The organism is Barnesiella viscericola DSM 18177, assembly GCF_000512915.1.
Classification (GTDB): domain Bacteria; phylum Bacteroidota; class Bacteroidia; order Bacteroidales; family Barnesiellaceae; genus Barnesiella; species Barnesiella viscericola.
The window spans coordinates 1,058,278-1,070,280 of record NZ_CP007034.1; the positions used below are offsets into that span (position 1 = coordinate 1,058,278).

11 protein-coding genes and 2 tRNA genes are annotated in these 12,003 nt (G+C 49.5%); 4 read left to right on the forward strand and 9 right to left on the reverse strand.

The features are described from left to right. Positions 1-366: 366 nt before the first annotated feature. Genes BARVI_RS04180 through BARVI_RS04195 form a run of 4 tightly spaced genes read right to left on the reverse strand, consistent with a single transcriptional unit; the run spans position 367 to position 2,589 of the window. The gene (locus BARVI_RS04180) at positions 367-750 is read right to left on the reverse strand and encodes a hypothetical protein (protein WP_022340753.1); all 384 of its coding nucleotides are present in this window, start codon (positions 748-750) and stop codon (positions 367-369) included. Next, positions 747-1,349 carry a GNAT family N-acetyltransferase gene (locus tag BARVI_RS04185; protein ID WP_022340752.1) on the reverse strand — a complete coding sequence of 201 codons (603 nt, stop codon included), beginning with the start codon at positions 1,347-1,349 and terminating at the stop codon, positions 747-749. Before BARVI_RS04185 ends, BARVI_RS04180 begins: the two co-directional genes overlap by 4 nt. An 8-nt stretch (positions 1,350-1,357) precedes the next feature. Further along, a complete protein-coding gene (locus BARVI_RS04190) occupies positions 1,358-1,906 on the reverse strand; it encodes a GNAT family N-acetyltransferase (protein WP_038534262.1) in 549 nt (182 codons plus the stop codon). Between the two features lie 2 nt (positions 1,907-1,908). Beyond that, the gene (locus tag BARVI_RS04195) at positions 1,909-2,589 is read right to left on the reverse strand and encodes a zinc ribbon domain-containing protein (RefSeq protein ID WP_025278023.1); all 681 of its coding nucleotides are present in this window, start codon (positions 2,587-2,589) and stop codon (positions 1,909-1,911) included. 603 nt (positions 2,590-3,192) lie between these two features. On the opposite strand from BARVI_RS04195, the gene BARVI_RS04200 reads away from it, so the two are divergent. Beyond that, a complete protein-coding gene (locus BARVI_RS04200; protein ID WP_025278024.1) occupies positions 3,193-4,236 on the forward strand; it encodes an acyltransferase family protein in 1,044 nt (347 codons plus the stop codon). A gap of 60 nt (positions 4,237-4,296) precedes the next feature. On the opposite strand, the gene fabD is transcribed toward BARVI_RS04200, so the two are convergent. Beyond that, positions 4,297-5,184 carry an ACP S-malonyltransferase gene (fabD, locus tag BARVI_RS04205; RefSeq protein ID WP_025278025.1) on the reverse strand — a complete coding sequence of 296 codons (888 nt, stop codon included), beginning with the start codon at positions 5,182-5,184 and terminating at the stop codon, positions 4,297-4,299. Between the two features lie 359 nt (positions 5,185-5,543). Here fabD and BARVI_RS04210 point away from each other — a divergent pair, with 359 nt between their 5' ends. Then, positions 5,544-5,777 carry a Sec-independent protein translocase subunit TatA/TatB gene (locus tag BARVI_RS04210; protein ID WP_025278026.1) on the forward strand — a complete coding sequence of 78 codons (234 nt, stop codon included), beginning with the start codon at positions 5,544-5,546 and terminating at the stop codon, positions 5,775-5,777. Between the two features lie 109 nt (positions 5,778-5,886). After that, positions 5,887-6,714, forward strand: a complete 828-nt coding sequence (tatC, locus tag BARVI_RS04215) for a twin-arginine translocase subunit TatC (protein WP_025278027.1) — start codon at positions 5,887-5,889, stop codon at positions 6,712-6,714. A gap of 211 nt (positions 6,715-6,925) precedes the next feature. Here tatC and BARVI_RS04220 read toward each other — a convergent pair. The 4 genes from BARVI_RS04220 to serB all read right to left on the reverse strand — a co-directional run bounded on the left by BARVI_RS04220 (position 6,926) and on the right by serB (position 10,815). Further along, positions 6,926-7,002, reverse strand: a tRNA-Arg gene (locus tag BARVI_RS04220). 57 nt (positions 7,003-7,059) lie between these two features. Continuing rightward, positions 7,060-7,133 (reverse strand) — tRNA-Arg (locus BARVI_RS04225). A gap of 123 nt (positions 7,134-7,256) precedes the next feature. Next, positions 7,257-9,545: a patatin-like phospholipase family protein gene (locus BARVI_RS04230; protein ID WP_025278028.1), complete on the reverse strand. Its 2,289-nt coding sequence runs from the start codon at positions 9,543-9,545 to the stop codon at positions 7,257-7,259. Positions 9,546-9,588: 43 nt separating this feature from the next. Then, positions 9,589-10,815 (reverse strand): phosphoserine phosphatase SerB, encoded by a 1,227-nt coding sequence (gene serB, locus BARVI_RS04235; RefSeq protein WP_025278029.1) that lies wholly within the window; start codon positions 10,813-10,815, stop codon positions 9,589-9,591. Positions 10,816-11,344: 529 nt separating this feature from the next. On the opposite strand from serB, the gene BARVI_RS04245 reads away from it, so the two are divergent. Beyond that, positions 11,345-11,836, forward strand: a complete 492-nt coding sequence (locus BARVI_RS04245; protein ID WP_084546984.1) for a peroxiredoxin family protein — start codon at positions 11,345-11,347, stop codon at positions 11,834-11,836. Positions 11,837-12,003: the final 167 nt, after the last annotated feature.

The following is a 12,003-nucleotide window of genomic DNA, read 5'->3' on the forward strand; positions in this document are numbered from 1 at the left end:
CCTGTACAAAGATACGCAAAAGATAATGACTAAAAAAGCAAACTTATTTGAAAACTCGGGCTCTATTTGCCTCGATACCCGACTTTCATTATCCTCGAATAAGTTGTGGCTCAGTATTGATAATCTTGAAAACTTGGTTCCCGTTTGCCCCGACTCTCACCTTTTTTCGTAAATCTGTATAAGGAATATACCTCTTTGAAATCAAGAGAGTTAGAAGAATTACCTCGTTTTTAGGTAATGAGTTGGCAACTGTCCCAATTGCCGTGGTCTGCATCGCTTTGCCTGTTCGGGTAACTCTTACGGATGCAAATATAGTGAAATATAGCAGGCAAAAAGAAAAATGGCTTTATTTTTCTTTTTGCCTGCTTACATTGTTTTTATCAAAACTGGAGACAATAATGTTGTTGCCAAAATCAGCAGCCACAGATTGCCGGTCAATGGATTATATGCTGCTAAAAGTTCCGAAGCAGTATTGCCTCCCGCCAGTCCTACTCCAAATTCAAAAGCGATAGTTAGAACGCCCCAGCATATTCCTATCATCCAGCAATCTTTGAAAGTAAGGGCTTTTATAATCCGAGGCAACAGCAACCATGTTATCAGAAAAATACATACGCTTAATATAATCCCGCTAACAGGTAATGCCCATTTCTCTCCGAGAATCTTCGTCAATACATATTCCCTCAATCCTCCATTGAGAATTGCTACAGGAATAAAGCATAGCCAAACTATGAGCGATTTCAGAATGTTCATACTATCTTTCCACTATATGTTCTATTGACAGAAGGTGCTTGCATAGTGAGTTTCATAAATAATTTCGTATATCCATTCTTTTTCTTTGTCTTCTTAAAACCGGTGAAGCCTAATTTTGTATAACAGTTTACGGCGGGACGATTTTCTTCTATTACATCCAGAATATATTCTTTATATCCTGCTTGCCGCATACTTTCTTTCAGTAAATTAGATGCAACTCCACTCCGTCTGATAGATTTGCGTGTTGCAACAAATTCAATAAATCCGGTCGTCATAGGATAGGGCAGAGGCATCTCAAATTCTTTCTTCAGGACAAGTTTGGCAATAGTTCCCATAATCAAACCAAAACATTTCCTATATGATAACCAATCTGTATAAACAGCTCTGCCTGTGCAATCCGAAATACCTGCAACACCGACTATATTGTCGTTATATAATGCAACATAAAATCTTTCCGAACGGATACCTGATTCAAGCGCCTTTGCTACAATATTCATATCCTTACGGAAAAAAGAAAAATCACGTTCAAAGCCTTCTGCGATACACAAGGCTATTTCACTTCGTTCATCTTCTCGTGCTAATCGGACAGTGATATTCATGTTTTTCCTTATTTAAGCTCTTCCCATTCTTCTTTTGTCATCTTCATAAAATGTTCTGTGCGAATATCCCCAAGCGGAGAAGTCTTGCCCTCTTCCGTATGATGGAAACGGAAACCACACTTCTCCATCACCCGACGGGATTTCGTGTTACCGTCATAGTAGCCACACCAAATGGCATTTATTCCCAAATCCTCGAAACATCGTTGCATCAGACGGCGCACGGCTTCCGGTATCAATCCTTGTCCCCAATACGGCTTGCCTATCCAATAACCTATCTCCGCCTCATTCTCTTGCATTTCGACACTATGCAGACCATCCCCGAACATAATACCTATGCTCCCGACCGGTTCACCGGTTTGTTTTAACTCAACAGCGTAGGTTTCCGGAGCAGCAAAAACGGTACGGATGATGTTCAAACTGTCTTCCACGGAAGTATGCGGTGGCCATCCAGCAATAGGCCCGATTGCAGGGTCTTGAGCGTATTTATATAAAGCCTCGGCATCGGATTCTTGCCAAGGTCGCAGTATAAGCCGTTCTGTATTTATTTCTTTAATCATTGTTAGATGTTAGAGTGAGAATATTCGCCGTTAATCCAAAAGGTAGCTTCTGTACCGGTGAAATGCAAAAGCACATAATTGGGGTCGCTCGCTCCACCGGGGAAATGATGAATGAACCAGTCTTTCCACATTTCCTTGCGGATAGCATCATCAGTAACCACTTCTACCGTGCCACGCATGGCAACGCCATCCCCATAGTAATCGTAGCAAAGCCCTGCCTTGTTGTTCGCCTTAAAATCATTCACTTTCACGGAATCTGCACAGGTTGCCATCCAAACCTCATGGAACCCTCTTGCTCCTATCTTAGACATCTGCACAGGACGAGGATAACCGTTGGCGTCAATGGAAACTACGGTAACGTTCTCGCATTGGGAAAGCAAATGCGTTGCTTTTTCCGCCAGTGTCCGTTCATCCTTTTCCTTCCACCGTTTCAGGTGTGGAAAGTATTGGAGCATTTGTTCTTTTGCTTGTATGGGAGTCAGCTTACATTCAGCTTGCACATTCCATTGGTCAAAGAATTGCAGGCAGAACTCTATCATTTGGGTCATTGTAAACTCTTGAGTAAACTCACCATTTTTGTAGCAATAGACGCAATAATCTTCACGACGGCTTCCATCGGCATTTGTCCCTCTGTTCTCATCTGTCAAGGGCATACCGCAACTTTGGCAAAACTGTTGTTCCATATATGTTTTCTATTCAATGCCTGTCAGTCCCTTTACAGGCGGTTATAAAATGCGAAAGCGTGGAACTGCAATGCTACCACGTCTAAGTTGGAGGTCGTAGGAAACCTTTAGTACAGATATGAAAATAGCAGCCCACGCTATGGCGTGAGAACCACTATGCCTTCCCTTGTACTACGTTGAAATTTCTCAGGTTTCTAACTTACAAGACAAGCATAACGCTTCTTCTTTTTCTAATATGTTTTGGATAGAGCTACCTCAATCCTAACACAAAGATAATTAAAGATAAACATAAAGGGGCCAAATCCTTCTAAATTTTTACAAGACCTGTCTTATATTATCTGAGTACACCTCCCTGCTGAACCCCGCGTCGTAGCGCGGGGTGACATCACGTCATACCCAACCCCGGTGCGGTATCAAAAAATACTACAATTCCTGACTACCACTATTTCGAGCTCAAATCGGCCGGCTCGGACATGGCCAATCTTGAAAACTTGGTTTCCATTTGCCCCGACTCTCACCTTTTTTCGTATTTTTGTACAACTTTTACCCAAACGCCTCGATAAAGGCGAAGCCAAGAGACAACTAGAAACAAGCAGACTATTCATGATTAAACCCCTCACATCGCTACGATTCGTGTTTGCCTTTCTGGTGTTCATGAGCCACATGAACCTCTTCCCTCATGAAGAACCGGGGTTTCTGTGGCATCTCTTCTACGAAGGGTATGCCGGGGTGAGTTTCTTTTTCATGCTAAGCGGTTTTATCCTGGCCTACACCTACCAGCAACGGCTCATCGACGGCACAGCGACCGTGCGTTCATTCTACGTGGCCCGTATAGCCCGCATCTACCCACTGCATCTGCTGGCCCTGTTCGTAGCACTCTTTTTCTTGAAGTTCTTCAACCACCCGTCGCCGACCGACTTTTTCGACCTGGGTATTAACTCTTTTCTGTTGCAGAGCTTCATACCGGGGCAGGAGTTTCTGTTCAACTCCGTGAGTTGGAGCCTCTCGGACGAGGCCTTCTTCTACGCCCTCTTTCCCCTGATTGTCTTTTCGACGTTCCGAGACCGACGCCGGGGTACCATACTCTTTTGGAGTGTGCTGGGGTGCGTCATCGTCGTCTCGGCCTATCTGCTACGCAACCACCCATGGGCCAACTGGGTGCTCTACATCAATCCGCTTTTCCGCATCTTCGATTTCCTGTTGGGCATTGCGCTCTATAACCTTTGCCTCCGATGGACCCCTCACCCTCACATCAGTTACACGAAACTAGAATGGCTGGCCCTGCTCCTTCTCCTGGCGGCATACGGGTTAGCTTTCTTCATACCGGAATCTTTCCGTCAAAGCGTGTGGTACTGGATTCCCATGGGATTGCTCATCGCCACATTTTACTTTCATCAGGGGGCTATCTCCCGTTTCCTCTCCCACCGGCTGTTTGTCAAACTGGGAGAAATCAGCTTTGCCTTCTACCTGTTTCATTTCCAGACCATACAAGGGGTGAGAATTGTTCTCGACCATCTGCACCTGCCGGTCTCGCTCCCCGGAGAATTCTGTCTGGCTTTTATGGCCACCCTGGTTATTGCCTATATCGCCCACCAATATATCGAACAGCCGCTGAACCGCCTCATTCGCAAGCGTTTCTCGTCCTAACAAAAAAGGGTGACAACCATTTGGTCGTCACCCTCGTATTCAATTGATAACTATCGTATCTTACTGTACGCCCGAGGTGGTTACGGCAGAAGAGATCTTCTTGACCAACCCTTGCAGTACGGCACCGGGACCTACCTCGATGAAGGTGTCGGCACCGGCGGCAATCATGTTTTGAACCGATTGAGTCCAACGTACGGGAGCCGTCAACTGAGCAATCAGGTTCTTCTTAATCTCCTCGGGATCGGTTTGCGGCTGAGCGTTTACGTTCTGGTAAACGGGGCACTTGGGCGTGTGGAAGTTGGTGTGAGCAATAGCATCGGCCAATTCGGCACGAGCGGGCTCCATCAGCGGCGAGTGGAAGGCACCACCCACTTTCAGCGGGAGGGCACGTTTGGCGCCGGCGGCTTTCATCAGTTCGCAAGCCTTGTTGATGCCTTCAATGCTTCCCGAAATCACAATCTGTCCCGGGCAGTTGTAGTTGGCGGCCACGCAAACTTCGCCTTCGGCGGCTACCGATGCGCAGATTTCTTCTACTTTCTCATCAGGCAGGGCAATGATGGCTGCCATGGTAGAGGGGTGGGCTTCGCAAGCCTTCTGCATGGCCTGAGCACGAGCCGAAACCAGACGTACGCCGTCCTCAAACGAGAGAGCTCCGGCAGCGACCAGAGCCGAGAACTCGCCCAGCGAGTGACCGGCAACCATGTCGGGGTCGAAGGCGTCGCCCATCGTCTTGGCCAGAATGACCGAGTGCAGGAAGATAGCAGGCTGAGTAACCTTGGTTTGACGCAGGTCCTCATCGGTACCGTTAAACATCAGGTCGGTGATATTGAAACCCAATATCTCGTTGGCCTTATCGAACATCTCTTTGGCTACGGGGTTGTTCTCGTAGAGGTCTTTACCCATACCTACGAACTGGGCCCCTTGTCCGGGAAATACAAATGCTTTCATTTCTATTTGTTTTTAATTACGGAAATTTTTCCTTATTCAAAAATCGCTGCAAATTTAAATCAATTTATCAGTATGAGCAAACTTTTACATACCAATATCATTTTTAACGCTTAAATTATATGTCCAACCGACTATAACAGGCTATAAAACAAACTTTTCATCTAATATCCAACCCCATGTACTGTTTCCGGTCCACCGCTGCCACCACCCTGTGTCTACACCCTTTTCCCGACAGTCATTGGCGGTTGCGACCGAACTTACACCCGCATCGAAGCGTTTATCAATTTTGATATGGAATTGTTGTATTATACAAATATTCTTTCTTATTTTGTTCCACAAATACTAACAGACATACACAAATGAATACACTCGCTGCGATATTGCTGCTTTTTGGTAACCTGGGAACCACCGAGGTGATTATTATCTTTGTTGTGATTCTGCTCCTGTTCGGCGGTAAGAAGATTCCCGAACTGATGCACGGCCTGGGAAAAGGGGTGCGCAGTTTCAAAAAGGGCATGAACGAAATCGAAGAGGAGATAAATACCCCTCCCGCTCCCGATAATAAAGAGAAATCGAAAGAAGAGAAAAAATAGAACCGACGGCCTCGCTGCCGCCTGTCGAGATGAATCGAACACAGCCGTGGGATTGCATCGGGGGCATTACCCGCCGCTCGACCTCACAGGCTGAACTCCCATATTTTTTATGAGCAACGAATTGAAAGAGATGAGTTTTTGGGAACACGTCGAAGACTTGCGCAAGGTCATTCTGCGCTCGGTCGGCGCCATCATTCTACTGGCCATCGTCTTTTTCGCCCTCATGCCCCACATCTTCGACAGCGTGATTCTGGCTCCCTGCCACTCCGATTTCGTGCTGTACCGCTGGTTGTGTGCCCTTAACCAGCACATGGCTATTCTCCCCGATTTCTGCAACGACCAGTTCGAGGTGAAACTCATCAACATACAACTGGCCTCCCAGTTCTTTATCCACATGAGTACCTCCATGTGGCTGGCCTTGCTGGTAGCTTTCCCCTATGTCATCTACCAGTTGTGGAGCTTCGTCAGCCCGGGACTCTACGCCGGCGAGAAGCGCCACGCCCGAGGGGCCTTTCTGGCGGGAAACATCATGTTTTTCATCGGTATCGCCGTCGGGTACTTCCTGGTATTCCCCCTCACCCTGCGATTCCTGGCCGAGTACCAGGTGAGCGAAATGGTTCCCAACCAAATCTCGCTCGACTCCTACATGAACAACTTCCTCACACTCAATTTCATCATGGGATTGGTATTTGAGTTGCCGCTCCTCTGCTGGATACTCTCAAACATGGGGCTCATCACCCGGCAGTTTTTCAAGACCTACCGGCGGCATGCTATCGTCATTCTGCTCATCTTGGCCGCCTTCATTACCCCGTCGAGCGACCCTTTCACCCTGTCGGTAGTCTTTATTCCGCTCTATGCCCTCTACGAAATCAGTGCCTGGGTGGTCAAACCGGCGCCGAAAGAAGAGGAAGAAGAGAGAACCGACTCCAACGATTAATAGCTATCAGATACCCCGCTGGTCCCCGCATCGGGGTGCAGGGTGACTCTCACCAGACCCTATATCAAGGCGAGAGGTGACCGCCACGTCATACCGCGCTGTGACACGGTATCCAGAAATACCAATGGGCCCCGCATCGGGGTGCGAAACAATCCACAAGTACAGGCACAAAAAAGGAGATAGTCGCCTGTGTGGCAACTATCTCCCAGAGTGGTGACTCCAACAGGATTCAAACCTGTAACCTTCTGATCCGTAGTCAGATGCTCTATTCAGTTAAGCTATGGAGCCAATCCTTAATTTTGTTTTTTCATATTTGACCACCCTCGCTTGGGTGACCCGATGTAGTGACTCCAACAGGATTCAAACCTGTAACCTTCTGATCCGTAGTCAGATGCTCTATTCAGTTAAGCTATGGAGCCGTTTGCGGTTGCAAAGATAGAAATAATTTTATTCGTGTGTATCTTTTTTGTCCATTTTTTTATCACTCATTCTCAAAAAACTTGCTATTCTACCTATTTTCAAGGCCATAGCCCTTACTTTTTTTATTGCAGGAATTTAGGGCTAAATACCAATAAACCAATATTTATACCGAAATTCCAGTTGCGAGCGGGATAGTCGTAGTAGTTGGCATAAAGACTGATCGAGGCAAACGAGAGGTTCAACACCAGCGAACTCTCGCCCATGAAGTGATATTTGGTAAATGCCTTACCGTAATAGGGCTCGTAGTTTTCCCCCTCGTAAATCTGACGGAAGGGGGCAAAGAGATAGAACTCGTTGCGGAATTGCAGGTTGTTCAGGATTTTCCAAATGGGTATGACGCCCGCAGCCAGATATTGCGTGGAACGGAATGCAGGGTTGAAAATGGTCTGACTGTGAGGCGTGGGGGTAAAGGCCGGCGCCTGTGCCAGAGTGGAGGTGTAGTTGCTCAACAGCCCCTTGCTCGACACGACGGCTTTCCCACGGAGTCCCAACACGAACTTGTTACCCAGCGGAATATAGGTGTGGATATTCCCTTCGAGTTGCAACCACGAGAGGGTCTGCGTGCTGTTGGGCTGCAAGTCGGTATTGTAGGGGTTGAAATGCTCCTTGCCGTAAGCGAGCAACCCCAGTACCGAACAGTCGGTACCGGCCGTGGGATACATGTAGCTGTTGAGGTTGTTGCGGTCGAATTTCATCGAAGCGACAAATAGGTTGTAGCGGCTGCGGTCTTGCTCGTTGGACGAGAAGTCGACGGTATTGGACTGGTAATAGCGGTCGGTCATCGAGCCGTAGCCTACCGACACGACGGCTTTCGAGCTGGTGAGGAAGGGCAAGCCCAACCGCAGCTTGACATACTGTTCGGACTGGGTGACGAACGAGGGCATGCGGTCGGAGTAGAAGAGGGTCTCGTTTTGATAGAACTTCTGCTTGGAGGCGACAGCCTGCATTTTAAGATACATGGGTATGGCGGTCTTCAAGTCGAAGCGGGCCGAGAGAATACCCGAGGTGTAGGACTGCCCGATCTGCCCCGTCAAATCGAGGTCGAGCGAGTTGAGGCTCACCGTGCGATAGTGGGCTCCGATACAGATCTGGTTGGAGCTGGTCGACGAGATGAAGCCTCCCATGCCCACCGAGAGCTGGTCGTGCACCTTGGCCTTGATATCGAGGTTGAACATGCCGCTCGCCTTGTCGTAGCGGGCATGAGGTATGAGGTCGGATATTTTCCCGTCGGAGATGGTCTTGTAGTACGAGGCTTTGGCATCTTCGTCGGTAAAAGGTTCATCACTCTCGAACTGCCGCTTGATATACTCCTTCTGCTGATGATTCCCGCCCTCGACCGACACGCTGTTAAAGACGAGGTCGGGCGTCTGGCTCTTGAACACCATGCGCTGCAACTGGCGGGTCTCCTGCGACAGTTCGCGAGGAATGCGGCTCTTGATCGAGTCCATCAGCTCCATGGCATAATCATATCCTATCTTGGCAATCTGCCGGGCCTTGGGAAAGTCGAGCAGACCCACGTCGCTCAGGTCGAAGCGCATCAGGATTCCGTCCTCGGGGTCGAGCGTATAGTCGCTCTTCTGCATGACCATGTTTTCGATCTGGTTGATAAGGTCGTCTTCCTTGGGCTTGTCGATTTTGGCGGCCACGATGCTGCCGATGATGACATCGGGATTGAAATCGTTTTTCATCACGTCGACCGGGAAGTTGTTGTAGATTCCGCCGTCGTAAACCAGCACGCTGTCGATTTCGATAGGCTTGAAGACGAACGGGAAACTCATCGAAGCCCGCACGGCATCGCCCAGATCACCATCGCGCAAAACCAGTTCGCGCTTGTGGTAGACGTCGGAGGCCACGGCCCGGAAGGGAATGAAGAGCTTGTCGAAATTGCCGTCGCACTGCGCCGTATAGGGCGCGAACAGACTCATAAAGGCGTAGTTCATGGGGAACGGATTGATGAGGCTGTTGGGCAGGAAGTGGGTCTCGAACTTGGAGGAGTCTTGCAGTGCGATATTGAAGTTCACCATTTCGGGCGAAGGGTCGGGTTTCTTGAAGTAGTAGACGTAGCGCTCATCGAAAATACCCCGCGACCAAAGGCTGAAATCGTCGGAAAGAATCAGATTCAACATGTCGTCGGGGGTATACCCCATGGCATACCAGGCTCCCACGATGGCCCCCATCGAGGTACCGGCCACGTAGTCAATGGGCACGTTGTTCTCTTCAAGCGCCTTAATGATGCCGATGTGGGCAATACCCTTGGCGCCGCCACCACTCAACACGAGTCCCACCGTCTGAGCCGACACCTGAGCCCAGCCGCACCACAAGACCAAAAGCAGCAGCAAAATCCGTTTCATCGTCAATCGCAACGTTTGCACAAGGGACGTATAAACAACAAGACTATTTCGTCTCGGAGATAAACGAGTCTTTAAACCCGATAAAGTAGAGTACGCCGTCGAGACCGATGGTCGAAATCGACTGACTGGCATTCTGTTTCACCTTGGGCTTGGCATGATAGGCAATGCCCAATCCGGCGGTGCTGAGCATGGGCAGGTCGTTGGCGCCGTCGCCCACGGCAATGGTCTGGGCAATATTCACATTCTCGACCTGAGCAATCAGTTTCAGCAACTCGGCCTTGCGACGGCCGTCGACAATGTCGCCCACATAGCGACCGGTGAGTTTGCCGTCGACGATTTCGAGTTCGTTGGCATAGACGTAGTCGATGCCGTAGCGTTGTTTCAGGTAGTTGCCAAAGTAGGTGAATCCACCCGAGAGAATGGCAATCTTGAAACCGGCCCGCTTCAACACCTGCATCAGCCGGTCTACCCCTTCGGTCACCGGCAGCGACTCGGCAATCTCTTTCATCACCGACTCGTCGAGCCCCTTCAACAAGCTCACCCGGCGGGTAAAGCTCTCGCAGAAATCTATCTCGCCGCGCATGGCCGACTCGGTGATGGCCTTCACCTCATCACCCACCCCGGCCCGCATGGCCAGCTCGTCGATTACCTCGGTCTCGATAAGAGTCGAGTCCATATCGAAACAGATCAACCGGCGGCAACGGCGGTAGATGCCGTCCTCCTGCAACGAAATATCGATGCCCAGGTTGGACGAGAGCTGCATGAAGGCCGACTGCATGGCCACCCGGTCCTTGGGGGTACCCCGCACCGAGAGCTCGATGCACGACTTGGGCGAGCGCACCGTCTCGTCGAGGGGTATACGGCCGGTAAGCCGTTGTATGGCGTCGATATTGAGCCCCTGCTCGGCCACGATGCGAGTCACCTCACCTATCTGACGAGCCGTGATGCAGCGTCCCAATATGGTGATGATGTAACGGTTCTTCCCCTGCAAGCCCACCCAACTGGTGTACTCCTCCTCGCTGATGGGCGAGAAGCGGATATTCACGTCGAGTTCATAGGCCTTGAACAGCAGGTCTTTGAGAATATCGCCCGATTTGGTCTCGTCGGTCTTGAACAGGATACCCAGCGAAAGCGTGTGGTGAATGTCGGCCTGACCAATATCCAGAATAAAAGCGTCGTATCGCGCCAGCACCTCGGTCAGCGCCGTGGTTACACCCGGTTTGTCATCGCCCGATATGTTAATCAAAATAATTTCGGTCTTTGGTTTCATGTCTGTTGCATCTATCATTTTAGCAGAATTTCCCGATTGTCAAGCAGGGCCGCCCGTCCCCGCCAACCGGAATCGAACCGCCAGCTATCAATCCGGCACAAAGATAATGCAATCGGCGGCAGAAACAAATATTTTCAGCCTCAGACTTTGTCTGGCCTCCCCATCTTTGTCGCCCACCGCACCCCCGACAAGCGCCACACCATACGCAAGCCCGCTCCCTCCTCATCGACAGAGTTCATTCGCCTCCTAAAATCCGGCAGGAAAAAGCACTCAAAATAGAAGACACCAATCCTATTAACATTTTCATATACATCTATATTACAATACATTACAGATTACACAATGTTAAATCGCTCGGAATATTTGGTTAATTCCCTAAAAACACTCAACTTTGCCGTCGATTTTATGGGTTCCCGGTAGCAAAGGAAGCGTCCCGCGCAAGAGGAACTAACCGCTGAAAATCAGCGGGGTCTGCCGTTTCGGTGTGACGCCCCAACGTCAGATTTAGTATGAACCATAACACTTCAGTATGAAGAAAACCAAGTCAGTTATTGGTATGCTGGCGTTGATTTTACTGTTTTCGTCGGCCTTCAATCCGGTAAAGACCGGTTTGAAAGAGGGAGAGCAGGCTCCGGAGTTGAGTTTGCAGAACGCTGAGGATAGCGTGTCACTCCAATCCCTGAAAGGCCGCTACGTATTGTTGAACTTCTGGGCAGGCTACGATGCCCCTTCGCGTATGGAGAACATACGATTTGCCCGGGAAATCGACAAGAGCGGACTCGAAAACATCGCACTCGTTTCGGTATCGTTCGATACCAACCGCAAGGTCTTTGAAGAGACCATCAAACGAGACGGCCTGAACGCAGCTACCCAATTCTATGACAAAGACGGATCACGGTCGGATATATTCGGCAACTACCGTCTGAACAAAGGATTCGCCAGTTATCTGATTTCGCCCGAGGGTGTTATCATCGCCAAAGACCCGAATCCGGAACATTTGACAAAACTTATTCGTCAATAATCAAAAACCGCCGCTGTACATTTTTGTTCAACGGCGGTTTTCTTTTTTCCCAGGAGAGAGGCGCGACGGCCATCGGTACTACCGGATCGGTACTACCGGGAAGATACCCGCTCCATCGGGACAAAGCACCACTGCTCCCCACCCCGCGGCACCGGCTCCCTGCCGTT

Coding starts and splice junctions, on each gene's coding strand:
- BARVI_RS04200 (WP_025278024.1), top strand. CDS start 3,193: ATGATTAAACCCCTCACATCGCTACGATTCGTGTTTGCCTTTCTGGTG.
- BARVI_RS04230 (WP_025278028.1), bottom strand. CDS start 9,545: ATGAAACGGATTTTGCTGCTGCTTTTGGTCTTGTGGTGCGGCTGGGCT.
- BARVI_RS04190 (WP_038534262.1), bottom strand. CDS start 1,906: ATGATTAAAGAAATAAATACAGAACGGCTTATACTGCGACCTTGGCAA.
- BARVI_RS04180 (WP_022340753.1), bottom strand. CDS start 750: ATGAACATTCTGAAATCGCTCATAGTTTGGCTATGCTTTATTCCTGTA.
- BARVI_RS04185 (WP_022340752.1), bottom strand. CDS start 1,349: ATGAATATCACTGTCCGATTAGCACGAGAAGATGAACGAAGTGAAATA.
- BARVI_RS04210 (WP_025278026.1), top strand. CDS start 5,544: ATGAATACACTCGCTGCGATATTGCTGCTTTTTGGTAACCTGGGAACC.
- fabD (WP_025278025.1), bottom strand. CDS start 5,184: ATGAAAGCATTTGTATTTCCCGGACAAGGGGCCCAGTTCGTAGGTATG.
- BARVI_RS04195 (WP_025278023.1), bottom strand. CDS start 2,589: ATGGAACAACAGTTTTGCCAAAGTTGCGGTATGCCCTTGACAGATGAG.
- serB (WP_025278029.1), bottom strand. CDS start 10,815: ATGAAACCAAAGACCGAAATTATTTTGATTAACATATCGGGCGATGAC.
- tatC (WP_025278027.1), top strand. CDS start 5,887: ATGAGCAACGAATTGAAAGAGATGAGTTTTTGGGAACACGTCGAAGAC.
- BARVI_RS04245 (WP_084546984.1), top strand. CDS start 11,345: ATGAAGAAAACCAAGTCAGTTATTGGTATGCTGGCGTTGATTTTACTG.